Origin of the sequence: Arcicella rosea (assembly GCF_014204325.1) — a bacterium.
Lineage (GTDB): Bacteria > Bacteroidota > Bacteroidia > Cytophagales > Spirosomataceae > Arcicella > Arcicella rosea_A.
On sequence record NZ_JACHKT010000011.1, the window covers coordinates 16,572 to 39,549 of the forward strand.

Annotated in this window: 25 protein-coding genes; 20 read left to right on the forward strand and 5 right to left on the reverse strand. The window is 33.8% G+C overall.

The genetic code is table 11. From position 1 onward, the window contains the following. Positions 1–101 precede the first annotated feature (101 nt). The 8 genes from HNP25_RS09190 to HNP25_RS09225 all read left to right on the forward strand — a co-directional run bounded on the left by HNP25_RS09190 (position 102) and on the right by HNP25_RS09225 (position 6,653). The gene (locus HNP25_RS09190) at positions 102–521 is read left to right on the forward strand and encodes a GNAT family N-acetyltransferase (protein ID WP_184133529.1); all 420 of its coding nucleotides are present in this window, start codon (positions 102–104) and stop codon (positions 519–521) included. A 95-nt stretch (positions 522–616) separates the two neighbouring features. After that, on the forward strand, positions 617–1,501 hold the full coding sequence (gene yhdJ / locus HNP25_RS09195; protein ID WP_184133530.1) for an adenine-specific DNA-methyltransferase: 885 nt from the start codon (positions 617–619) through the stop codon (positions 1,499–1,501). Next, a complete protein-coding gene (locus tag HNP25_RS09200) occupies positions 1,479–2,606 on the forward strand; it encodes a restriction endonuclease (RefSeq protein ID WP_184133531.1) in 1,128 nt (375 codons plus the stop codon). The genes yhdJ and HNP25_RS09200 overlap by 23 nt, the downstream gene beginning before the upstream one ends. Before the next feature lie 81 nt (positions 2,607–2,687). Continuing rightward, positions 2,688–3,425 (forward strand): hypothetical protein, encoded by a 738-nt coding sequence (locus HNP25_RS09205; RefSeq protein WP_184133532.1) that lies wholly within the window; start codon positions 2,688–2,690, stop codon positions 3,423–3,425. Between the two features lie 448 nt (positions 3,426–3,873). Beyond that, positions 3,874–4,251, forward strand: a complete 378-nt coding sequence (locus tag HNP25_RS09210) for a PH domain-containing protein (RefSeq protein ID WP_184133533.1) — start codon at positions 3,874–3,876, stop codon at positions 4,249–4,251. A 126-nt stretch (positions 4,252–4,377) separates the two neighbouring features. Next, positions 4,378–4,920: a DUF1599 domain-containing protein gene (locus HNP25_RS09215; RefSeq protein WP_184133534.1), complete on the forward strand. Its 543-nt coding sequence runs from the start codon at positions 4,378–4,380 to the stop codon at positions 4,918–4,920. Between the two features lie 95 nt (positions 4,921–5,015). Then, positions 5,016–6,116, forward strand: a complete 1,101-nt coding sequence (locus tag HNP25_RS09220; protein ID WP_184133536.1) for a BT_3928 family protein — start codon at positions 5,016–5,018, stop codon at positions 6,114–6,116. Positions 6,117–6,134: 18 nt separating this feature from the next. Continuing rightward, positions 6,135–6,653 (forward strand): shikimate kinase, encoded by a 519-nt coding sequence (locus HNP25_RS09225; RefSeq protein ID WP_184133538.1) that lies wholly within the window; start codon positions 6,135–6,137, stop codon positions 6,651–6,653. 80 nt (positions 6,654–6,733) lie between these two features. Here HNP25_RS09225 and HNP25_RS09230 read toward each other — a convergent pair whose 3' ends face one another. The 3 genes from HNP25_RS09230 to aat form a co-directional block, all read right to left on the reverse strand. Beyond that, a complete protein-coding gene (locus HNP25_RS09230; RefSeq protein WP_184133539.1) occupies positions 6,734–7,165 on the reverse strand; it encodes a hypothetical protein in 432 nt (143 codons plus the stop codon). Between the two features lie 772 nt (positions 7,166–7,937). Then, complete coding sequence (gene proB / locus HNP25_RS09235; protein ID WP_184133541.1) at positions 7,938–8,972, reverse strand: glutamate 5-kinase; 1,035 nt, start codon at positions 8,970–8,972, stop codon at positions 7,938–7,940. 108 nt (positions 8,973–9,080) lie between these two features. After that, on the reverse strand, positions 9,081–9,737 hold the full coding sequence (gene aat / locus HNP25_RS09240; RefSeq protein ID WP_184133543.1) for a leucyl/phenylalanyl-tRNA--protein transferase: 657 nt from the start codon (positions 9,735–9,737) through the stop codon (positions 9,081–9,083). A gap of 638 nt (positions 9,738–10,375) precedes the next feature. On the opposite strand from aat, the gene HNP25_RS09245 reads away from it, so the two are divergent. The 10 genes from HNP25_RS09245 to HNP25_RS09290 all read left to right on the forward strand — a co-directional run bounded on the left by HNP25_RS09245 (position 10,376) and on the right by HNP25_RS09290 (position 18,792). After that, positions 10,376–11,134: a GNAT family N-acetyltransferase gene (locus tag HNP25_RS09245; protein ID WP_184133545.1), complete on the forward strand. Its 759-nt coding sequence runs from the start codon at positions 10,376–10,378 to the stop codon at positions 11,132–11,134. Positions 11,135–11,209: 75 nt separating this feature from the next. After that, positions 11,210–11,434, forward strand: a complete 225-nt coding sequence (locus tag HNP25_RS09250; RefSeq protein WP_184133547.1) for a hypothetical protein — start codon at positions 11,210–11,212, stop codon at positions 11,432–11,434. A 224-nt stretch (positions 11,435–11,658) separates the two neighbouring features. Continuing rightward, positions 11,659–12,594, forward strand: coding sequence for a hypothetical protein (locus HNP25_RS09255; protein ID WP_184133549.1), 936 nt, complete (start codon positions 11,659–11,661; stop codon positions 12,592–12,594). 171 nt (positions 12,595–12,765) lie between these two features. Beyond that, positions 12,766–13,962 carry an argininosuccinate synthase gene (gene argG / locus HNP25_RS09260; protein WP_184133551.1) on the forward strand — a complete coding sequence of 399 codons (1,197 nt, stop codon included), beginning with the start codon at positions 12,766–12,768 and terminating at the stop codon, positions 13,960–13,962. A gap of 103 nt (positions 13,963–14,065) precedes the next feature. Then, on the forward strand, positions 14,066–14,422 hold the full coding sequence (locus HNP25_RS09265) for a four helix bundle protein (protein WP_184133553.1): 357 nt from the start codon (positions 14,066–14,068) through the stop codon (positions 14,420–14,422). A 104-nt stretch (positions 14,423–14,526) separates the two neighbouring features. Beyond that, the gene (argC, locus tag HNP25_RS09270; protein WP_184133555.1) at positions 14,527–15,483 is read left to right on the forward strand and encodes an N-acetyl-gamma-glutamyl-phosphate reductase; all 957 of its coding nucleotides are present in this window, start codon (positions 14,527–14,529) and stop codon (positions 15,481–15,483) included. Between the two features lie 46 nt (positions 15,484–15,529). Beyond that, the gene (locus tag HNP25_RS09275) at positions 15,530–16,402 is read left to right on the forward strand and encodes a hypothetical protein (protein WP_184133557.1); all 873 of its coding nucleotides are present in this window, start codon (positions 15,530–15,532) and stop codon (positions 16,400–16,402) included. 119 nt (positions 16,403–16,521) lie between these two features. Further along, entirely contained in the window at positions 16,522–17,652 is a 1,131-nt protein-coding gene (locus HNP25_RS09280; protein WP_184133559.1) for an aspartate aminotransferase family protein, read from the forward strand. Positions 17,653–17,815: 163 nt separating this feature from the next. Continuing rightward, positions 17,816–18,556, forward strand: coding sequence for a hypothetical protein (locus HNP25_RS09285; RefSeq protein WP_184133561.1), 741 nt, complete (start codon positions 17,816–17,818; stop codon positions 18,554–18,556). Positions 18,557–18,645: 89 nt separating this feature from the next. After that, positions 18,646–18,792: a hypothetical protein gene (locus tag HNP25_RS09290; protein ID WP_184133562.1), complete on the forward strand. Its 147-nt coding sequence runs from the start codon at positions 18,646–18,648 to the stop codon at positions 18,790–18,792. On the opposite strand, the gene HNP25_RS21710 is transcribed toward HNP25_RS09290, so the two are convergent. Beyond that, the gene (locus HNP25_RS21710) at positions 18,789–19,019 is read right to left on the reverse strand and encodes a hypothetical protein (RefSeq protein WP_221432435.1); all 231 of its coding nucleotides are present in this window, start codon (positions 19,017–19,019) and stop codon (positions 18,789–18,791) included. The genes HNP25_RS09290 and HNP25_RS21710 overlap by 4 nt on opposite strands. A gap of 471 nt (positions 19,020–19,490) precedes the next feature. Between HNP25_RS21710 and HNP25_RS09295 the strand changes: the two genes are divergently transcribed. After that, positions 19,491–21,608 carry a peptidylprolyl isomerase gene (locus HNP25_RS09295; protein WP_184133564.1) on the forward strand — a complete coding sequence of 706 codons (2,118 nt, stop codon included), beginning with the start codon at positions 19,491–19,493 and terminating at the stop codon, positions 21,606–21,608. Between the two features lie 135 nt (positions 21,609–21,743). After that, positions 21,744–22,211 carry a hypothetical protein gene (locus HNP25_RS09300; protein WP_184133566.1) on the forward strand — a complete coding sequence of 156 codons (468 nt, stop codon included), beginning with the start codon at positions 21,744–21,746 and terminating at the stop codon, positions 22,209–22,211. A gap of 5 nt (positions 22,212–22,216) precedes the next feature. On the opposite strand, the gene HNP25_RS09305 is transcribed toward HNP25_RS09300, so the two are convergent. Then, on the reverse strand, positions 22,217–22,891 hold the full coding sequence (locus HNP25_RS09305) for an SDR family oxidoreductase (protein WP_184133568.1): 675 nt from the start codon (positions 22,889–22,891) through the stop codon (positions 22,217–22,219). Positions 22,892–22,978: the final 87 nt, after the last annotated feature.

Sequence of the window (22,978 nt, forward strand, 5' to 3'; positions counted from 1 at the left end):
AATCACAATTAATTAAATCACTCAATCACTTACTCACAATTCATTAAATCACTAACTCACAACTCACTAAATCACTAACTCACAATTCACTAACTCACTCAATGACCATAAAGATAGCCCACACTGAAGCAGAGGTTCGCAAATGTTGGTATGTAATTAGTTTACTTCGTCCACATCTTACGGAAGATGTTTTTGTAGAAACAGCTGTCCAAATGTTTAGTGAGGGTTATCAATTAGCTTATATTGAAAAAGATGATGAAGTAGTTTCTGCCATTGGTTTCAGGTATTTGCAGATGCTTTATAATGGTAAACAAATTTATATCGACGACCTCACTACTTCTGATAAAGTAAGAGGCGAAGGCTATGGAACTGCTTTGTTAGACTATGTAATAGATTTAGCCAAAGCCAACAACTACGATTGTGTCACCCTAGATTCTGGACCAACCCGCCATACGGCACATCGTTTATACCTCAACAAAGGCTTTCAGATTAGTAGCCATCATTTTGTGAAGAAGTTGTAAAATAGTTATAAATCGGCATTTTATACTCTTCAATCCTTCTTTCTTGTCAGGAATAACTAAATTTGTCTATATTTATTAGTACAACCAGTTCGACAATGGAAATTTTTGGCACAGATAATCATAAAATTATTCACGGAGATGCTTTGACAGCTTTACAAACACAAGTAGCAGATAATTCTGTTGACTTGATTTTTGCTGACCCTCCTTACAATATTGGAAAAAACTTTAGTGGACATATTGAGAAATGGGCAACGGAAGAAGCTTATTTAGATTGGTGCTATGAATGGATTGACCTTTGTTTAAAAAAACTCAAGCCTAATGGTAGTTTTTATGTAATGACTGCTACTCAGTTTATGCCTTTTTTTGATATTTATTTACGTAAAAAATTAGATATTTTATCAAGGGTTGTTTGGAGTTATGATAGCTCTGGAGTACAAGCCAAAAAGTATTTTGGGTCAATGTATGAACCTATTCTTTTTTGTGTGAAAGATAAAAATAACTATACTTTCAATGCCAATGATATTTTGGTAGAAGCTAAAACAGGAGCTAAAAGAAAGCTAATTGACTACCGTAAAGCTATTCCAACGGTTTATAATTCAGAGAAAGTCCCTGGTAATGTTTGGGAATTTCCAAGAGTTCGCTACCGAATGGATGAATACGAAAATCATCCTACACAAAAACCAATCGCATTACTCGAACGTATCATCAAAGCAAGTTCAAACGAAAACGATTTAGTTTTAGACCCCTTCTCTGGCACTTTTACTACTTGTGCTGTAGCTAAAACATTGAACAGAAAATGTATTGGTATTGAATTACAAGAAGAATATATTAAGATCGGATTAAGAAGACTTCAATTAGCCAAAGAATATAAGGGAGAAAAACTCCTAAAAGAAGTGAGAACTTTTGAAACAGAAAGATTAACAAAAAACTACAACTTAACACTCTTTGAAGAACCCAATGGAACACCTATTCACGACTAATATTAAGACAATCCTTAATCATAAATTCGGGGAACATGCTAATGATATTTTCAACAATAGTCATCTAATTCAATACATTAATTTAAAAACTCGTTCTGCCAATAAGGGTTCAAAGGCTCGCTCTAGTTTTGCTAACCTCTACGCCATTTACGTTATTCTGGAAGATTACATCGCCAAAAACTTTGAATCAACAAATACTTATTCAGAATATGAAGGAGCTGAATTCAGTAAGCTATTCACCCGTCAAAGAGAACTACCTTTTGGCAGTAAACTTCAAAATCATGCCCTCAATAATCGCATGAATGCCGAATTTCAAAAGTATTTTCCAAACGATGAAATCATTCCCATTTTAAGAAATCATGAAACCAATAGGTATTGGATTAATGAAAATCTACTTAAAGTAAGAGTGGGTATCGAAACATATAATCTAGCTGCTGTTATTCTTGAAATTATTGATGAATACATCAAAACAAAACAAGATGCTTTTCAACGTTTTGTAGATGTTTGTGAGGAATTGCAAGCAATAGAAAATTCAAAACCACAAGAAGTAATTGATTTCATTAATAGCTTATTAGCTCCAAATGTTGATGCAAGGCTTTTTGAAATAGTAAGCTATTCTATTTTAAAATATTATTATCAAGACCAAACAATATTCTGGGGTTTTGATATAGATAAACTCACAAAAGAAAATTTAAAGCTTTATAAAACTGGAAGAACGAATGCAAATGACGGTGGGATTGATTTTGTCATGCGTCCGCTGGGTCGTTTTTTTCAAGTAACTGAAACGCTTGATTTTAAGAAGTATTTTCTCGATATAGATAAAATACAGAAGTTCCCGATAAGTTTTGTTATTAAATCTGATGAATCTGTTGATGTTATCTCAAGCAAAATAGAAGAGAATGCACACAAAATATATTTAGTAAAAGCAATTATTGATAAGTATATGAACTGTATTGAAGAAATAATCAATATCCCAATACTTAAACAACGCTTTGCAGATACCATTAAAATGGGCTATCTTAATAATGTGTTGAACGAAGTTATTACCCAAAGTAAGGTAGAATTTAATTACAGTGAAATAACATCAATTAGAGAACCTGAATAATAAAATAATGTTGATTTTGATGCTATTTTTACAAAGCACTTTCTACCACAACCAATAAACCAACCAAAACCCTCTACAGTCATGTCAACTACCTCAGAATCAGGGCAAGCTAAGAACCTTGCTAATTTGGAAATCCTTATTTCTTATTGTATTAATTTTGAAGAGCGTTATAATCCTTCTCGTGAGGATTTGAAAATTGCTAATTTGCAGGCTTTGCTGACTAAAACGAAGGCGGCTTTGGCTGAACATTCGCTTAAAGTGGTGGCTCAAAATCATGCAATTAGTCAACGACAAGAGGCTTTTGCTCCTTTAAAGTCATTATCAACTAAGTTAGTGAATGCTTTCAGAATATCTGGCGTGGATGACCTAACTGTTGCAAGGGCAAAAGCTATTAACCGCAAAATTCAAGGAAAAAAGGCTTTATCTACCCTTAAAAGAATGAAAAAAGAAACGCCTGAAGAGCCTATCGTAACTATCTCTACTTCGCAACAGAGTTATAATTACTTGGTTGAACATTTAGATGCACTGGTACGTCTTCTTGCAGCTCATTCTGAGTACAATCCCCATGAAGTTCCTTTACAGATTCCTACTTTGAAGGACTACATCAATCAATTAAAAGCTTGCAACTTGGCTGTAATGAACGCCCATGTAGCATACGAGGGCAGTCGCTCGACAAAAAATATCTTGTTATATCATGATAAAACGGGCTTATTGGATATTGCTTTGGACGTAAAAGCCTATATCAAGGTCATCTTTGGTGTGAAGAGCTACGAATACGGATTAATTAAGGGCATATCTTTCAAAAGAAGGGACATCTAGGGCAATCCTGAGTACCGCAATAAAACTATTCCCTACATCTTAGTCAATATTAGCTAGTGATATTAGATTTATTCATCTGTCATTTAGATTTATGGCTTGGGCTTTTAGATATATGATTGGGGATTTAAGATTTAGAGCTTAGGCTTTGAGATATGTTATTGAGGCTTTGAGATTTAGAGCTTGTGCTTTTGAATATACTATTGTGGCTTTTAGATTTAGAATTTGGTCTTTAAGAATTATTATTGTGGCTTTTAGATTTAGAGCTTTGGCTTTTAAATATATCAGTGTGGCTTTGAGATTTACCCTTCCGTCAATCATAAATCATAGAGAATAAGCGTTAGTAAGCCGATTGTCGTTCAGATATTTTACAGGATAAAATGTCAATTTACTGTTCAATCTTCGTTAAATTAGAGTGTGATTTGTGTTAAACCAATAAATAAACCTAAATATGGGAATTTTAAATGCTATAATGGGTAATTCATCAGAGGTATCGGCTGATAAAATTGCACATGAATTTGAACCGATTTTAATAGAAGGAGAAGTAATTGTAAAATCCTTCAAGCTTATCAGAGATATGTTTGTGTTTACCAACAAACGATTGATTTTGGTGGATAAACAAGGGCTGACAGGCTCAAAAATCGACTTTATGACCATTCCATATCATTCGATTAACTATTTTACCAAACGTAGTGCGAGTTTATTAGACCTTGATGCCGAGATATTGATTTGGATAAAAGGGGCATCGCAACCTATTCAGCGAGATTTCAGAAAAGGTGAAAATATAAATGATGTTTATAAAGCACTAAGTACTTATGTATTAGCGTAAAGAGGTATAAACTTCAAAATAATCCCGCAAAGTTGAGCATAACTTTGTGGGATTATTTTTATAATAATACCATTTCCCATCGAAAAGCAATAATTTTGTAAGATTAGCATAAATTTAAACCATACAATGACCCAAACTGAAACGCAATACAGAGAGATTATTGCAATTTGCAAAGCCTTATTTCAAAAGAAAAATAAAGATTACGGTACATCTTGGCGTATTTTGCGTTTACCAAGCCTAACTGACCAAATATTTATCAAAGCACAAAGAATACGTTCTATTCAAGAAAAAGGAACACAGAAAATTGAAGACGGAATAGAAGGTGAATTCATTGGAATTATCAATTACTGCATCATTGCTTTGATTCAAAAAGAATTAGGAGCTTCTACCAAAATGGAATTTACCGAAGCAGAAATTAGTGAATTATATGATGCACAAGTAGAGAAAACTTTGGCTTTACAAAAAGATAAAAATCATGATTATGGCGAAGCTTGGCGAGATATGCGAGTAAGTTCGATGACGGATTTAATCTTGATGAAAATATTTAGAACAAAACAAATCGAAGATAATCAAGGTGTTACGTTGGTTTCGGAAGGCGTAGAAGCAAATTATCAAGATATGATGAATTATGCGATATTCTGTATGATTCATTTGAAGTTCGGAGCGTAAACAAGAGCTGTCAGCCTTGAGCTATCAGCTTTCAGCATTGAGGTAATTTAGTTTATCAATCACTAATTCACCATTCACTCAATCACAACTATACAATGAAGTTAATTGCACATTTCTCTAGACTGTTTGTCGGCATTATCTTTATCTTTTCGGGACTCATCAAGTTAAATGACCCCGTTGGAACACAAATTAAATTAGAAGAATACTTCGATGTATTTGCCACAGATTTCCCATTCATGGCAGGCTTCTGGGAATTTTGGATTCCTTATGCTTTATTGATTTCCATCTTTCTTTGTGCTTTAGAATTAGTACTTGGAGTATGTTTGTTGGTGCAATATAAGCTCAAAACGGCTTCATGGATTTTACTTGCCACAGTGATTTTCTTTGGTTTCCTAACATTTTACTCGGCTTACTACAACAAAGTAACTGATTGCGGATGTTTTGGAGAAACTATTAAGTTAAAACCTTGGACGTCATTCATCAAAGACATGGTTTTACTCTTTTTTATCCTAATTATTTTATGGCAACGTAAAGTATTTGCGGATAAAAAGACAGGTGTATTGGTGGCTGCTTCGGTAGTTTTCTCAATTGCTTTGGGTGTGTATGCTGTAAAATATTTACCTCCTTACGATGGACTTCCTTATGCAGTAGGACAAGATATTGCTAAAAACATGAAGCCTTCTGCTCCCTTACAATTCAAATATATTTATGAAAAAGGAGGCGAAACATTGGAATTAGACCAAATGCCAACCGATACAACTTATCATTTTAAAGAAATGGTCACGCTGAATCAGGATGAAGCGAAAGCTAAAATTACAGATTACAACATTTGGAAAGATGGCGATTCTACAGATTATAAAGCAGAAAGCTTTGTAGGCAAAAAACTAATGATTGTGATTCCAGTCATCAAAAAAGCAAATACTGCACATCTTGATGCAATCAGAACCTTAGCAAAAAGCCTTGAAGGTTCAGAGGTAAAAGTGTGGTTATTGAGTGCTTCCAACGAAGAAGAAGTAAATAATTTCAGACATGAATATCAATTAGCGATTCCAAGTTATAGTTCAGATACCAAAGTATTAAAAACTATTGCCAGAGCAAATCCAACTATTTGGTTATTGGATAATGGCATTGTAAAAGGTAAGTGGGCACATAGCAGCACGCCAGATAAAAACGAAATTTTAGAATCTTTAAAGTAAAAAGAAGGCTAATCAAGCATGAAAAATATTTTTCTAATAGGAATGCCCTCGTCAGGAAAAAGTACTTTGGGCAGACATCTCGCTAAACGCATTGATTATAAGTTTATCGACATGGACGAATTGATAGAAAAACAGGAATTAATGAGCGTCCAAGAAATATTTAAGTACAAAGGCGAAGATTATTTCAGACAAGTAGAAAGTAAAGTACTCAAAGAAATCCCTGTTGACCAAAAGTTAGTCATTGCCACTGGCGGAGGCGTTCCTTGCTTTTTTGATAACATAGATTACATCAAAGCAAATGGAACAAGTATCTTTCTAAACGTTCAGCCAGAAGATTTATTAAAGAGAATTCAGAAATCAGACATTAATCATCGGCCATTAATTAATAGAAATACTTCGGAAGAATCTCTTTTAAAGAATTTACAAGAACGTTGTGCTTATCGTTTACCATTTTACCAGCAAGCAGATATTCAAATTGATGGAAATATAGATGTAGATCAACTTTTATGGATTTTAGATGAAATAGAAGAAAAGTAAAGCCCCTAAAAACAAAAAGCGATTGAAGGAATTCCCTCAATCGCTTTTTTATTAACATTCCCCCTAACACTAACTTTAAACTAATATGTAAATGACGAAGGTAAAGAAGGAAGTTTTACATCGTAATCTTCGTCAGACTTTGGTTTTTTAAACAAAGCTCTGAAAGTATTAGCCATGTAGAAAATATCCTCTACTTTACTCTTAGCAATTCTCATCATGTATTGGTTTACTCCTGCGCCAATAATGCTATTGAATACATTACGTAATAATACCAACTCCTCCTCGTGTTCACAGAAGTTTTTCACAACATACATTGTAAAGCCACGGTCACGTTCGCTTGAATTATAAAGTATTAAGTTGAAGTCCATTTCTTTGATGAATGAAACAACCTTATTCTTAGAAAAATCATAAAACATATTTTTTGAATCAACCAATGAATCTAAGATTTCAACTTCATTATTGGTTATATATAGGTTATCTGTAACCTGTTGGATTTGAGTTTCTACTGTCATATCATTAAGTATTTATATCGTTTATTTGTGTACTTTCACTTAATTAATGGTTGAATTTTACGATTTAGTATAACATTTACAAGTATTTATACTTATTTTTTTCAAAGACTGATTTCTCTCATAAAAAGTCAAAAATCAACATTTTAGTGAAAAATACGATTCGTATAAAAAGAGGTTCAAAACAAAAATCAATCAGAAAAGTACAATTTATCAAAAGTGATTCATCGGAAGAGTACTTTTAAAAAAAGAGAGGTCTTTTTCTTAAAAAGGGCATTACTAGAAGATGTTTTTTGGGAAAAAACAATAATTTGGCTTAAAAACTGTGCTTTTTTAAGCTAAAGAGCTAAGGTTTAATATTTTAAGGTTTTAAGAAAAAAAATGCTAGAATCAATAAATCTAGTTGCAAAAACCAACAAATAAGATTTTCGTCTTTTTTTTTTACCCTTTCGTCTCATTATCAAAATTTTGTCAAGAAAGGGAGATAATTTTAAAAAATAACAAAGAGAAGTTTCTACTGACGTACAACAAATATCATTGTGAAAAGGCTTTTTGATAAGTAAGTGAAAGAGAAGCACATTTAGTACTTGCTTATCAGAGAGTAAAAGTAAAATATTAAAAAGCATCAAGTTGCATCTTGAAAATATTCAATTCGACAAAAAGCTCAGATGAGCATTTTATATAATCTTAATTGAGAAGTTTAAAGAGGTTTCATAGCAAAGCCACTCCGATATTCGGGGTGGCTTTCTTTTTGAATCAATATATTGGGAGAAATTTATAACATAACAATATCATCAGCATTGGCAACTAAAAAATTCTGTGTTTTTAGATTGGCAGTAATTACTTCAGACGATTCTCTGGCACGGGCAATCGCAATGACGTTTTTCTTTTCATCTAAAATTTCAAATACTTCTGCTTTTTCAAAAACACCAATTACTTTTTTGATACCTACTGCTAAAAGACTTTTTCGGTTTTCAAGTGCTAAACCTGCACCCGCATCTACTTGTACTTTTCCAGCAATTAAACTTCCAGAAGCTAACCATTTCTGACGAGCATTTAAAGCTACTTTCTGAGCGGCAAAACTTGTTCCGTTTTTATTTTCAATGGCTTTCAACATGCCGTCTTCGGATTTCATACCAAAAATAACGACTCTCGTTCCCATTCGTGTAGCCAAACGAGTGTAAGTGAGTTTTGAAATCATTCCTCCTAAACCTAAAGACGATTTATCATCATTTGCCAAACCTAAAACAGAAGCATCAACTTTTGGAATAAATGGAATGATGTTTTTCTCAGCATCTAATAAACCGCCTACAGAAGTACACAACAATAAAGTATCAGCCCCAAAACCTGTGGCAATTAAAGTGGCCAATTCGTCATTATCAGAAAATTTTAACTCCAGATTACTTACTACGTCGTTTTCGTTAGCAATTGGAATGATGCCATTGTCCCAAAGTTCTTGGTAGGTTTCTTTTAATTGTAAAAATTGATTCCTGTTGGAAAAATGATGTCTCTCACACAAACTTTGAGCTACGATAATACCATATTTAGAGAAGTACTGAGTATATTTTGCTAACAGTAAGGGATTTCCGATGGCAGCCGCCGCTTTGCGTTCGGCGATGGTTCCTTTGTATTTTTTGATAAAACTCTTTCCAGCTCCTACAGCTCCAGAAGAAACCATAACAACCTGATAATCATTGTTTAAAACAGCAACTTGGCGAGCGATTTCTTGTAAAATTTCTTCGTTCAATTCTCCAGACTTATGCGTAATTGAAGCCGTTCCGAATTTAATGACAATAATTGGTTTGGACATTTTTAAAAGTAAGCGAAATCGCTTTTGCTAAAATGAGTAATTTCAAAACTGAGGTAATTCAGCCACAAAATTACAACATTCTCAATCTTTAACAATTGAGTAACCAAATTAATCTATAGGTTTAGGCTTTTTAAATAAGTGTTTCAAATCGGCTTCGGCAAAATGACAACGTATTTCCAAAGCTTTCTTCAATGTCTTCACATAATCCGCTCTTGAAATTTCAATGGCACCGAAACGCCTGACATTATCATTAATAAACTGAGTATCCAATAACAAAAATCCTTGAGTTTTCAGAATTTCCATCAAATAGTGAAAAGCAATTTTAGAACCCTCTGGTTCTTTGTAAAACATTGATTCTCCGAAAAAAGCACCACCAATCGAAACACCATACAAACCACCAATTAAACGGTTTTCGATATACGTTTCAACAGAGTAAGCCAAGCCCATTTTGTTCAAATCGCAATAAGCCTCTACGATTTCCTCTGAAATCCAAGTTTCTTCATCTCCTTTTCTGGGCAAAGCACAATTACGCATTACGCCTTCAAAATCATTATTAATTCTAATTTCAAATTGCTTTTTATTCAATACAGGTTTTAAAGATTTTGGTGGCTTGTAAGTATCAATAGGAATGATTGCCCTAGGGTCTGGCGAATACCAATACAAAGTACCATCGGTGTCTGCCATCGGGAAAATTCCATTCATGTAGCCATAGATTAAATCATCGGCTGTAAGTTTATTCGTATTTACTTTTGGGGAAATAGACATTTTCCTTATTTTTTCTATTTAAAGATTTTGAAAGATTCTTTCTTACAGAAAAAAACTTCAATAAAACAAGATTAATTAAGTACTAATCAAAAACAAAGTTGTGATGATAACATTACTTTCATAATAAGTAAACAAAAACATCATAATTGCTAGCCAATTTTAATTAATAAAACTTTAAAATCCAAATCAAGTTGATTATTTGCCCCCATCGAGCATTATAAAATAACCGTAAATATCATTGTACAAAAAACCTCTCAAAAAGCTTCAAACAACAATATTTTAGTTTTTTTTCATTAAGTTTTCATAAAATTGAAAAAATATATTGCATCTTAAATTTAGTTTTGGTAAACTTTGCACGATTGTTCGTTTTCAAGTGTTTTAAACTCGAATAAGTACTCAAGCAAAAAATGATTTACGAAGTAAAATTCATATCATACTCATATTCTCCAATGCCTATTTTTAGGCGTTCATTCTTCCGCAGGGTCTGATGCCCTGACATATTTCTATTTGCCCATGTGGCAAATCTTTTCACTCCTTTTACATTTTGTTATATTCAATAATCTGAGGCTCGTTTTAGAGTCAGGGTTTATTATCATCTTGTTTTTCTAATTAAAACAATTTTTAAGCTAAATCTTAAAGTGGAAAAATTATCAGCTTCTGAGGTTTTAACCAACGATTATACGGTTCAAGTCGCTACGACTGAACACATTCACCTTGCCGAGGCAATTTGCCTTGAGATGGAAGAGTCAGCAAAAGCTCGTGGAACGGGCATTGCAAAACGTTCTCCACAATATCTACGTGACAAAATCAACGAAGGCAAAGCCATCATTGCGACTGACTCAGTAGGCGATTTTATTGGTTTTTGCTATGTTGAAACTTGGGAACATGGAAAATTCGTAGCCAATTCGGGCTTAATCGTAAAGCCAGAATGGAGAAAATATGGCGTAGCCAAAGCCGTAAAAGCAAGAGCTTTTGAATTATCAAGAACTCGTTATCCTGATGCAAAAATCATCGGTATTACTACGTCATTGGCAGTAATGAAAATCAACTCTGAGTTGGGATACGAACCCACAACTTTCAGTGAGTTACCAGTAAATGATGCTTTCTGGAAAGGCTGCCAGTCTTGCGTAAATTATGACGTACTTACTCGTACCGACCGTAAACACTGTTTATGTACAGGCATGATTTTCGACCCAGAATGGGAACGCAAAAAAGCCTTGAAAGAGCAAGAGGAAATTTCTTCTGAAGAAAGTGTAATGATTGAAGAAAACGCACATGAACCATGGAATTTCTTGAAAGACGTAAAAGTATTAGAACGCCTTAAAAGCATTAAAGAAAAAATGTTTTTGAAAATGGCTGAGAGAAGAGCTAATAAGTTGATTGCTAATAGAGATTAACCACTATTCCTACTGCAAAAGAAGTAGATTTTAGTATCTTTATTAGTAGATATTCAAAATAAAATCGTACTCAATATGATAAAGACTTCAGCAGTGCCATTGAATAGCAGTTATAATTTGACAATTCCGAATAACTATATTGGAAAAAAAATTGAAATTATAATTTATGCTCTTGATGAAGTAGAAGAACAAACTACTTTACCAACAAAAACAAAGCTTTCAGAGAAATACAGAGGCATACTCAGTAAAGAGCAAGGCGAAAATTTGGATAGTCATATTTCTAAAATGCGTGGGGAATAGAACGGTAAAACCGTTTCTTATTTATCATAAATAACCAAAAAGATTATAGTAACATCAAAGTTTTAAAAATTGTTATTCCTTATAAATTGTAGAAAATTGACTAAGCTGTTTTTCTCGTGCCAGTTTGGGATTTTGAAAATAGTAGGTAGAAGATTCAGAAAATAGTTGCTCGTAATTTAATAGTAATTGGCATAGTACTAATAACACCAACAAAGTTAAATAAAATGGCATATCTAACATCTTTTAATTATGGTAAACTTTGTAAGGAATTACAACTTAAAGATAATTTCAAAATAACACTTGAAGTTTTTTTAGAGCATATATTTAACGACAAAGCTTTTTTCTACATCTTCAATAAGTTGGAGTTAGAGTATCTCTTTAAATACAGAAAATTATTAGCTGATACGGATGAATTTGTATTGAAATATTACAAGGATATTCCAAATAAGGAAGATAATAAAGTTTGGGTTTTTAATAAAGGAGGTAGAACTAAATATCATTTAAGTTTAAATTGCAATCATTTAACAAATGATTTTGTTGATTTCGGAATTCCTATAGATATTAGAAAAAAGGGAAATGACGCTATTGACGAATATAGAAATTGGTTTTCAACCCAAGGATATGCTCAACAATTTAAAGAACAAAAAATAAGCAAGCAAGATATTATTGAAGCATTCAATAGCAAATACACTAAGTTAGGTTATTCGCCAATACAAGATGGTTCAAATTTGTTAGTTCTCGAATTGAAAAACTCAGGAACTGACTATGTCGAGCAGCAACAAGATGTTGATATGTTAATACTTGAATTAAATGAACTCTTACTTCTGTATCGTAATGCTTTTCCTGGACAAGGTGATAGGATAATTGCCAAACATAACTATCTCAGGAATAAAACAGATGAAGAAATTACAAAAAAAATGAAAGAAATTTTTAATGGTAATTTTTCTGGTGAAAAAGACAAATTGGAAGACCTTAGAAAACGCTTTAAACAAGCACATGAAATCACTTTTAAAATAACCCAAAAATTGATAAATTACTTTAAATGGACATATAACCTAAATGGAAAAAGTTTTGACCCAACTACCTTAGAAAATTTTGGTTTAGTTTGCTGTAAATCTTGTTCTTCTTTACAAAATTTAATTTCAATTAAAGAACTGTAAAATAGAAAATAAATTTCAAAATAATAAAACAAGAACTAAACCTTGTACAATTTTAAGATTTTTTCTCAAACAAATATAAATTCAAACCAGTATTTCTAAAAGGCATAACCCTTTTTCAATCATAAATCAAAATTTAGCATATCGCCAAAAGCGTATTGCTTAGAGCAAAAAATGAGTAAACCAAAAGTAATCTTAGCATTTAGTGGAGGGCTTGATACCTCTTTTTGTGTAAAATATTTAGCAGACGATTGTGGTTATGAAGTACATTCTGCCCTTGTTGATACAGGTGGATTTAGTGCTGAGGAGCTAAAAGACATTGAAACAAAAGCTTATGGACTCGGAGTGGCAAGTCACGTAACTTTAGATGTTGTAGAAAAATATTACAATGATTGTATCCGCTACATGGTATATGGAAATGTATTGAAAAACAATACTTATCCACTTTCTGTATCGGCTGAAAGAGTTTTTCAAGCAACGGCTGTGGCTGAATATGCCAATAAAATTGGTGCAAAAGCGATTGCCCACGGAAGTACTGGTGCAGGAAACGACCAAGTGCGTTTTGATGTGGTTTTCCAAATCATGGTACCTGATTGTAAAGTAATCACTCCTATCCGTGATATGAAATTATCTCGTGAAGCTGAAATTGATTACTTAAAAGCAAAAGGTGTTGTTCGTGACTGGACAAAATCTGCTTACTCTATCAATAAAGGATTGTGGGGAACTTCAGTAGGTGGAAAAGAAACGCTTACTTCTTATGGTTATTTACCAGAATCTGCTTGGCCAACACAGGTAACGGCAACTGGCGAAGAAACTGTAAAATTACATTTTGAAAAAGGTGAATTAGTAGGTATCAATGATGAAACATTAACGCCTGTTCAAGCCATTCGTAAATTGACGGAAATCGCTGCTCCTTATGGCGTTGGTCGTGATATTCACGTGGGCGATACCATTATCGGTATTAAAGGAAGAGTTGGTTTTGAGGCGGCAGCTCCATTATTAATCATCAAAGCTCATCATCTTTTAGAGAAACATACGCTTACAAAACAACAATTGTACTGGAAACAAACTTTAGGAGAAACTTACGGAACGATGCTTCACGAAGGACAATTCTTAGAGCCAGTAATGCGTAATTTCGAGACTTTCTTGGCTGATACGCAATCAAATGTTTCTGGAACAGTACAAATTCATTTAGCTCCATATCGTTATCAATTATTAGGAATTGAATCTAAATTTGATTTAATGTCGTCTATTTTTGGTTCTTATGGTGAAATGAACAATACTTGGACTGGCGATGATGTAAGAGGTTTCTCCAAAATTGTTTCTAACCAAACAATGATTCATAGAAAAGTTACTGAGGCAGGTTTATAGGAGTTTAAAGTTCATGAGTTTATAAGCTTATGAGTTTATAAGCTTATGAGAAAATGAGTATCGTTTCTATTATTAAAATACTTCTTCCCTAAACTTAAATTGTATGCAGAACTACAAAGACTTAAAAGTATGGCAAAAATCACACTTGAAGGTTTTAAAGGTATATCAGCTTACCAATAATTTTCCGAAGAATGAAATCTATGGATTAGTAAGTCAATACCGACGTAGTGCTGTTTCTGTATCAGCAAATTTAGTTGAAGGTTGTGGTAAATTTACGTCAAACGATATTGCTAACTTTTTTCAAGTAGCATTAGGCTCTCTTCATGAAACAGAATATTATAATCTACTTAGTAGAGATTTAGCATATATTTCTGAACATGATTACAAACTTATGGATGAACAACTAAGAGAAATTAAAGCAATGCTCATAGCTTTAATTAAAACAGTTAGAAATAAATAAAGATGTTTAAGGATTAATTTATCTGTAAAAATGGTAGTCTAACGAATAAATAGACTACCATTTTTTACACATAAACGTTAAACTCATAGACTCATAAACTTAAAATGAAAGTAGGCATAATCGGCGGTGCGGGATATACAGGAGGAGAATTATTAAGAATCCTGATTCATCACCCAGCAGTAGAAATTGTTTTTGTTAATTCAAAATCACAGGCAGGCAAACCTGTTTATAGTACTCATACTGATTTATTAGGAGATACTGATTTACTCTTTTCAGACGACCTTCATACAGATATTGATGTTGCTTTCCTTTGTTCAGGACATGGTGAGTCGAAGAAATTCTTGGAAGCAAATCCTTCTTTCAAAGGTATTAAAATCGTTGATTTAAGTACTGATTACCGTGACCAATCGGAGGGTTTTGTGTATGGTTTAGCAGAATTACAAAGAGAGAAAATCAAATCTGCTCAACACATTGCCAACCCAGGATGTTTTGCTACTTCAATTGAATTAGCATTATTGCCTTTGGCAGAGGCTGGAATTTTAACTGATGATATTCACATTTCGGCAGTTACGGGTTCAACTGGGGCGGGTCAAAGTTTATCGGCTACCAGTCATTTTTCTTGGAGAAATAATAACATTTCTATTTATAAAGCCTTTACACATCAGCATTTACAAGAAATTGGCATGGTGGTAAATACTTTACAAAGCGATTTCGACCAAAGTTTTAATTTTATTCCATATCGTGGAAATTTCACTCGTGGTATCATGGCGAATGTTTACACAAGCTTTGATGGCACTTTGGAAGATGCTAAAAAATTGTATAAAAAATATTACGAAACACATCCATTTACGCACATTAGCGATAAACCTGTGGACGTAAAACAAGTGGTAAACACCAATAAATGCCTTATTTCTTTAGAAGTACATAATGGCAATTTATTGATTTCGAGTATTATTGATAACCTAACGAAGGGAGCTTCAGGACAAGCCGTTCAAAACATGAATTTGATGTTTGGTCTTGATGAAAAAACTGGTTTAGGTTTAAAATCGGTAGGTTTCTAAACTACCGATTTTTTAATCATCATTTTTTATAATCCTTCATCAATCAATGTATAAAATCCTAACCTTTATTTTAATTACTGTTTCATTTATTTTTCCAAGTGCTGCACAAGAGATAAAACCATTAAGCAAGAAACCATATAGTCGCAAAGGGGAATATTATTTCTTTTGGGGATATAATCGTTCGGAATATGCCAAATCAGACATTACTTTTAGAGGTAAAGGTTACGATTTTACACTCCATAATGCTACGGCTAGAGATTTACCAATTCCTTTTAGTGCAGACGTTTATTTTGATATTACCAGATTATCAGTTCCTCAATATAATATTCGTTATGGTTACTTTTTTAGTGACCATTGGAGTATTTCGATTGGCTCAGACCACATGAAATATGTGATGGATGACAACCAAGTACTTGAAGTATCAGGACATATTTCAGCACAGGTTTCAGACCCATCAATTACGGTGAATCCTGAATATGTTGGAGATTTCAATCGTACTCCGAAATTGATTCGTCCAGAAGATTTTTTGCATTACGAACATACCGACGGTTTCAATTACTTGCATTTGGAACTTGACCGCTACGACCGCTTATGGAAAGCAAAAAACAATATTCAAGGCATTGATTGGTTAGTGGGTGTGGGTGCAGGAACAATTATTCCGAGAACAGATTCACACTTATTTACGATTGGACGAAACAACCATTTCAATTTTGCAGGTTATGGTGTTTCCTTGAAAACAGGTTTACGATTCGACCTTTCACGAAGGTTCTTTTTGCAGACAGATTTAAAAGGTGGTTTCACCAGATTAAATCATGTTAAGACAACTGGAAGAGACAGTGACTATGCTCAACAAAGTATTTGGTTCGGAGAATTTTATGGTGTTTTGGGCTATAAATTCGGCAAGAATAGGGCAAAGTAATTTAGCTAACAGCTTTGAGCATTGAGCAAAAGTATTAGTATAATAAGACATTTATTCTTTAACAATAAAAAGCTTTTACTGACAGCTCAAAGCTGACAGCTCGAAGCTTATCGCTAACAATGAATCTTTTTAATGTATATCCTCTTTACGACATCACGCCTGTAAAAGCAAAAGGTAGCTATTTATGGGATAAAAATGGTGTTGAGTATCTTGACCTTTACGGCGGTCATGCAGTAATTTCTATCGGACATTCGCATCCGTATTATGTAGAAAAACTCACTGAACAATTACAAAATATTGGCTTCTATTCTAACTCTGTGAATATTCCTATTCAAAGTGAATTGGCTGAAAAATTAGGAAAACTTTCTGGTTGTGAAGAGTACGATTTATTCCTTTGTAATTCTGGAGCAGAAGCGAATGAAAACGCTTTGAAAGTAGCTTCTTTCTTCAACGGACGTAAAAAAGTAATTGCTTTTTCCAAAGCATTTCACGGAAGAACGGCTGGAGCGGTTGCTGTTACCGACAATAAAGCGATTGTTGCTCCTATCAATTACGATGAACACGTTACTTTCCTCCCATTCAACGATGCTGAAACACTTACAGCGAACGTAACAGAAGAAACTTGTGCAGTAATTATCGAAGGTATTCAGGGCGTAGGCGGAATCAATGTGGCTTCTGATGAATTCTTGAAAGCCGCTCGTGAAGCTTGCGACAAAACGGGTGCAATCTTGATTTTGGATTCTGTACAGTGCGGATATGGTCGTTCGGGAAAATTCTTCTCTCACCAATTCTCAGGCATCAAACCAGATTTGATTACCACAGCCAAAGGAATGGGCAATGGCTTCCCGATTGGTGGCGTATTTATTGCACCCAAATTCAAAGCAAAACATGGAATGTTAGGCACAACTTTCGGTGGAAATCACTTAGCTTGTGCGGCGGCTGTGGCGGTGTTGGATGTAATGAAAGAAGAAGCTTTGATAGAAAATGCCGCTAAAATGGGCGAGTATTTATTTGAAAAACTAAGCAAATTAGAAGGCATCAAAGAATTACGTGGACGTGGATTGATGATTGGTATCGAGTTTGAACAACCCGTAGATAAAATCAGAGATTCTTTACTTTTTGAACATCATATTTTCTGTGGTTATGCTGGCAAACATACTTTGCGTTTGTTACCAAGTCTTGCCATTACACAAAAAGAATGTGATACTTTCTTGCAAGCTTTAGAAGAAGTTATTTCGGTAACGGCTTAGTCAGTATTTTACTCAAAATTAAGAGGCTTAAACAAAATACTTATAATGTTTTGTTTAAGCCTTTTTTGATTCATGCTATTAGTGATTGAAAAATGACTAAAATATCTTAATTTTAAAAAGCTAAAAACTTAGTCAGCACTCCCTTTAAAACAACAAAAAGACCATGTCAACTACTACCGAAACGGGACATGCTATTAATGTCCGTAATTTTTTTGACCTCATCAATGTTTGTAAAGCTTTTGGTAGCCAATACCAGCCTAGCAAAACCGCAATTCAAATTCCGGCTTTAGAGGTAACGCTTGCTCAAGCACAAACTGCTCTCAATGAAGTCATCAAATACAATACTGCTTATAATGTTGCGATTAATGCACGATTTGAACTCTTCAAAAACAATAAAACTTTAGCTACGAGACTCGTAAATGCTTTTGAGAACTCAGATGCTCCTACCGAAACGAAGAAAGATTTGAAAGGATTCAACAGAAAATTACAAGGTAAAAAAGCAAGTGAAAGGAAAAATAAAGACATTGAAGAGGATGCTCAAAATCCAAAGACAAAAACAGTTTCGTCTATCCAACTCTCCTACACTAATCAAGTAGAACATCTTCGTGCCTTGCTGAGTATCCTATCCAGCGAGACAAGTTATGCCCCCAATGAAGTAGCGCTACAAGTAAATACTATTCAGGAATTGTTGACCAATCAAATGGCAGCGAATGAACAGGTTTCATCCTGTTTTGTAGCTATAAGTAACGCTCGACTGACAAGAGATAGAATTTTGTATGGAGCAGAAACAGGCTTGTGTTCACTAAGTCTTCATGTAAAAAAATATGTAAAATCCATCTTTGGAAGCACTAGCCAAGAATACAAACAATTGAGTAGGATAACATTCAATGTGATTAAGAAATAAAAGATTAAGGGCTAAGTAAAAAAGAAATGGGGCTACTTAGGAAAGAAATATTATTACACTGAAAAGAAATAGAGCTACTTGGAAAAGAAATGTTATTACTCAAAAAGGATATAGAGCTGCTTGGAAAAGAAATGTTACTACTCAAAAAGGAAATAGAGCTACTTGGAAAAGAAATATTACTACTCATAAAAGAAAGAGAGCTACTTGGAAAAGGGAGCTTAATATTATATCCTTAGTTCTCAGCTAATATTTTAGAAAGGATTGAACTCCAACGCTCTACTTCCTCCAAATTATCTTGGTTTTCATCAACCTTTCTTTCTTCTGAACAAAGTCTGGATAGTCTTTCGTAAGTTCTTCTATTAATGGAACAACTCTCTTTCCAACAACAAATCTGTTGATTTTCAGGCTCACTAGTTTCTCCACGAAAATGCCTAGAGAGTAATATATAATCAATTTTTTTCATGCAAAAATGAAAAATAAAGGACTGCTTGCAAAGTTGAAATTTGAAGATACTACAACAATAGACTAAAGCTTGACAAATAAGTAACAAAATTTGAACAAAAATTATTAAAAGTATTATAAACTTTAATGGAATATTGAAGCTCAATTCTTTACAGGAAGCTACTACCTTAGAAACAACAAAACAAATGATAATCAATTACTTACCATACAAAAAAGTATCTCTTCAAATTAAAAAATACAAAGATTATAGTCCAATATTTAGCTAACACTCAGTCGATTAAGCATAAATGCACAAAGTACATCATCATTCACATTTTGATATTAGCCAATAAAGTAATTATTTTGCGTTTCTTTTGGGTTCCCTAGAATCTATCAGAAGATTAGTATCACATTGTAATTTCTTTATCAAAAACCTTGTCTTTGATGCTTTGGAGCTGATAGATAGCGAAAAACAATAACTTAATATTTAAAAATGGCATTAATTACCAAAATCAGAGAAAAGTCGGGGATTGCGGCGGCGGCAATCGCCATCAGTTTAATTCTCTTTCTTATCGGAGGAGACATTTTTCAAGGTCGTTCAAGTTTCTTCGGCGGTGCAAAAGACGCAGTTGGTGAAATCGGAGGAGAAACGATTAAATACCAAGATTTTCAAAATAAAGTTGACGAAATTACGCAACAATACCAACAACAGTCTGGTCGTAGCCCTGGAGAACAAGAAGTATCGATGATTCGTGACCAAGTTTGGAATCAATACATCTTGGATTTAGCTTATGGCAAAGAATACGAAACATTAGGACTTACAGTTTCTCCTGCTGAATTGGTTGATATGGTTCAAGGAACAAATATTCACCCTTCAGTTCGTCAGCAATTTACAAATCCACAAACAGGACAGTTCGATAAGAATTATGTAATTCAGTTTTTGAAAAACTTCAAAACACTTCCTGCAGCACAACAACAAGCTTGGGTTAATTTTGAGAAATCATTGAGCCAAGACCGTTTGAGATTAAAGTATGAAAACCTTTTGAAGATGTCAACATATACAACAAATGTTGAAGCTCAAAAAGACTATGTTGCACAAACGTCAAAAGTAGATGCACGTTATTTGTACGTACCATTCTATTCGGTAGCAGACTCTACGATTAAAGTAACAGATGCTCAGTTAGAAGAATATTTATCATCGCACAAAGATTTATTCCAAGGACAAACTACACGTTCTATTCAGTACGTAACGTTCCCAGTTATTCCTTCTAAATTAGATACTGCATCTTTCTACAACGATTTAAAGCGTTTGGCGAAAGAATTAGCGATTGCTAAAAATGATTCGGCATTTGCGATGATGAATTCGGATGTTAAAACTCCTTATTATTCAACATTAGCAGAAATTCCTGAAGCTGTAAAAGGACAGTTAGGAAACATGACTCCAGGAGGTATTTATGGCCCATTCAAAAATGGTTTGACTTACTCAATCTATAAATACGGCGGTATCCAAAAAGATTCTTTATTCACAGTTCGTGCTAGTCATATCTTAATCAATGCTCCAAAAGATGCTTCTGATTCAGTAAAAGCAACAGCTCGTAAGCGTGCAGAAGGTATTTTAGCACAAATTAAAGGTGGAGCAAGCTTTGAAGCAATGGCTCAACAATTTGGTACTGATGGAACTGCACAACAAGGAGGAGATTTAGGTTACTTCAAAAACAATGGTGGAATGGTAAAACCATTTGAAAACGCTGTTTTCGCTTTCTCTGGAACAGGTTTATTGCCAAGTATTGTTGAAACTGATTTTGGTTACCACATCGTAAAAGTAACAGAAGCTAAGACAAACACTCGTTATAAATTAGCCGCTATCAACCGCACGATTGCACCAAGTCAATCTACAATGGATGAAGTATTGCGTAAAGCAGATGCTTTTGCAGCAGAAAATACTACGAAAGAAGCTTTTGAAGCAAGTTTGAAAAAAGACAAAACATTGTTGATGCTTCGTGGAGATAGAATTCCAGAAGGAGCGTCAAGTTTCAATAACTTACAAAATGCACGTGACATTGTTCGTTGGGCATTTAATGATGATACTAAAGTAGGTTCGGTTTCAGATGTCTTCCAAAATGATAACCAATACATTGTTGCTTTAGTAACAGGAAGTACTGATAAAGAAAAAGTGAAAGTAGATGATTTCAGAGAAGAATTAACAGCAAGAGTTAAAGGAGATTTGAAAGCAGAACAAATTGAGAAAAAATTAGCGGGCATTTCAGGTACTTTAGAGCAAATCGCTCAGAAATACGGAGCAGGAGCTTTAGTAGAAACGGCAACTGATATTACTTTAGCACAAGGTGTATTAACTAGTGCAGGTGCAGATCCAACAGCAATTGGTAAAGCATTCGGTTTGAAAGTAGGAAAACGTTCTAAGCCTTTCAAAGGCGAAGGTGGTGTTTTCATTATGGAAACAACTAAATCTACTCCAGCACCAGCAATAGCGGATTTAACACTTTATAAAAACACAGCAAAAATGATGGCAGGACAAAGAACATCATTCTATATCAACGAAGCAATCAAAGAAAATGCGAAAGTGGTTGATAACAGAGCTAAGTTCTTTTAGTCAATATGAAAGCAACAAAAAAAGCACTTCTTCGGGAGTGCTTTTTTTGTTTGAGATGATTATGTTGAAAATAAAATCTTTTCAGGTAAACCTACGTTAGTAGGTTATCAATTTATTTATTAAACCAATTTTCAAATGACACATTTAAAATTTACTGTATTATCTTTTTTACTTATATTTTTAATCTTTAGTTGTAAAGACGACAAAGCTACAGTTACGCTCAAAACTAAAACAGAAAATCTTACAAGTACAGTTTGGCAAGTACAATCAGCTTCGGCCTCTGGGGGATTGGTTGTTGTTTATTCAAGAGATCAAGCAAGTAACGGTTATGATTTATCGAAAGTAAGACTAAGCTTTAAAACGAATGGAACAGTTACTGCGATTGATAACAATGGAAATACCTCAAGCAATGGTACTTGGAAATTCACAAATAATGAAGCAACAATTGAAATTACAGGTATAAATGTAGCAGGACTAAGTGCTGGAAGCCTAACTGTGGTTCAACTTACTGATAAAAATTTCGATTTCAACAGCAAAGCTTCTTTTCCACAATTAGGCATTTCAGATGTTGATGCTACAGTAAAAATGACTCCAGCACCATAAATTAATTATAAATCCCCCAATTGCGGACGCATTACAATTTCTTCTAAAACAGTAGTCACTGGCAAAGCATTGGCTGCCCAAATTACATCTGCAATATCATCAGAGGCGATAAATCTTTCTGTGGGTAATTCTACACCAGCCCAAGAGTTGGTAAAAGTTGCCCCCGGAAGGATACTTGTAACACGCACACCATGAGGTTTTAATTCTTCTCTTAATACTTTGCTCATTCCCAACATCGCAAATTTAGAGATACAATACGAACCACCATTTGTATAAGCTACAATACTTGCTACTGAACAAATATTGAAAATATAACCTGCTTTTTTATCAATCATATCTTGAACTAAAGCCCTTGTAAGATGATAAGCACTGTATAAATTGGTTTCAATCATGGCTTCCAAAGTACCCTCAGCTTCGTTATGAATTTGTCCAGGTAAAAAGAAACCAGTATTATTAACCAGTATATCCACTTGCGAAACGGAAGCTTTTACAAAATCAGCAAAAGCTAATACTTCTGTTTTTTTAGATAAATCAGCTTTGAAAAAAAGTACATTTTCAGGAAACTGTTCATCGTTGGTTCTTGCACAAGTAATCACTTTGAAGCCTTCATTGGCAAACTTATTGACGATGGCTCTGCCAATACCTTTTGTACCACCTGTTACTACTATCGTTTTGTTCATTATCTTTGTTATATTATGTCTAAATTTAAAAATGATTTAATCGTAAAAAGGTTTAAACATTTTTCTTAGCTAAGTAATTTCAATCGT

Coding starts and splice junctions, on each gene's coding strand:
- HNP25_RS09295 (WP_184133564.1), top strand. CDS start 19,491: ATGGCATTAATTACCAAAATCAGAGAAAAGTCGGGGATTGCGGCGGCG.
- HNP25_RS09205 (WP_184133532.1), top strand. CDS start 2,688: ATGTCAACTACCTCAGAATCAGGGCAAGCTAAGAACCTTGCTAATTTG.
- HNP25_RS09250 (WP_184133547.1), top strand. CDS start 11,210: ATGATAAAGACTTCAGCAGTGCCATTGAATAGCAGTTATAATTTGACA.
- HNP25_RS09210 (WP_184133533.1), top strand. CDS start 3,874: ATGGGAATTTTAAATGCTATAATGGGTAATTCATCAGAGGTATCGGCT.
- HNP25_RS09280 (WP_184133559.1), top strand. CDS start 16,522: ATGAATCTTTTTAATGTATATCCTCTTTACGACATCACGCCTGTAAAA.
- proB (WP_184133541.1), bottom strand. CDS start 8,972: ATGTCCAAACCAATTATTGTCATTAAATTCGGAACGGCTTCAATTACG.
- HNP25_RS21710 (WP_221432435.1), bottom strand. CDS start 19,019: ATGAAAAAAATTGATTATATATTACTCTCTAGGCATTTTCGTGGAGAA.
- HNP25_RS09215 (WP_184133534.1), top strand. CDS start 4,378: ATGACCCAAACTGAAACGCAATACAGAGAGATTATTGCAATTTGCAAA.
- yhdJ (WP_184133530.1), top strand. CDS start 617: ATGGAAATTTTTGGCACAGATAATCATAAAATTATTCACGGAGATGCT.
- HNP25_RS09230 (WP_184133539.1), bottom strand. CDS start 7,165: ATGACAGTAGAAACTCAAATCCAACAGGTTACAGATAACCTATATATA.
- HNP25_RS09225 (WP_184133538.1), top strand. CDS start 6,135: ATGAAAAATATTTTTCTAATAGGAATGCCCTCGTCAGGAAAAAGTACT.
- HNP25_RS09290 (WP_184133562.1), top strand. CDS start 18,646: ATGTTATTACTCAAAAAGGATATAGAGCTGCTTGGAAAAGAAATGTTA.
- argG (WP_184133551.1), top strand. CDS start 12,766: ATGAGTAAACCAAAAGTAATCTTAGCATTTAGTGGAGGGCTTGATACC.
- HNP25_RS09300 (WP_184133566.1), top strand. CDS start 21,744: ATGACACATTTAAAATTTACTGTATTATCTTTTTTACTTATATTTTTA.
- aat (WP_184133543.1), bottom strand. CDS start 9,737: ATGTCTATTTCCCCAAAAGTAAATACGAATAAACTTACAGCCGATGAT.
- HNP25_RS09200 (WP_184133531.1), top strand. CDS start 1,479: ATGGAACACCTATTCACGACTAATATTAAGACAATCCTTAATCATAAA.
- HNP25_RS09190 (WP_184133529.1), top strand. CDS start 102: ATGACCATAAAGATAGCCCACACTGAAGCAGAGGTTCGCAAATGTTGG.
- HNP25_RS09255 (WP_184133549.1), top strand. CDS start 11,659: ATGGCATATCTAACATCTTTTAATTATGGTAAACTTTGTAAGGAATTA.
- HNP25_RS09285 (WP_184133561.1), top strand. CDS start 17,816: ATGTCAACTACTACCGAAACGGGACATGCTATTAATGTCCGTAATTTT.
- HNP25_RS09275 (WP_184133557.1), top strand. CDS start 15,530: ATGTATAAAATCCTAACCTTTATTTTAATTACTGTTTCATTTATTTTT.
- HNP25_RS09265 (WP_184133553.1), top strand. CDS start 14,066: ATGCAGAACTACAAAGACTTAAAAGTATGGCAAAAATCACACTTGAAG.
- argC (WP_184133555.1), top strand. CDS start 14,527: ATGAAAGTAGGCATAATCGGCGGTGCGGGATATACAGGAGGAGAATTA.
- HNP25_RS09305 (WP_184133568.1), bottom strand. CDS start 22,891: ATGAACAAAACGATAGTAGTAACAGGTGGTACAAAAGGTATTGGCAGA.
- HNP25_RS09220 (WP_184133536.1), top strand. CDS start 5,016: ATGAAGTTAATTGCACATTTCTCTAGACTGTTTGTCGGCATTATCTTT.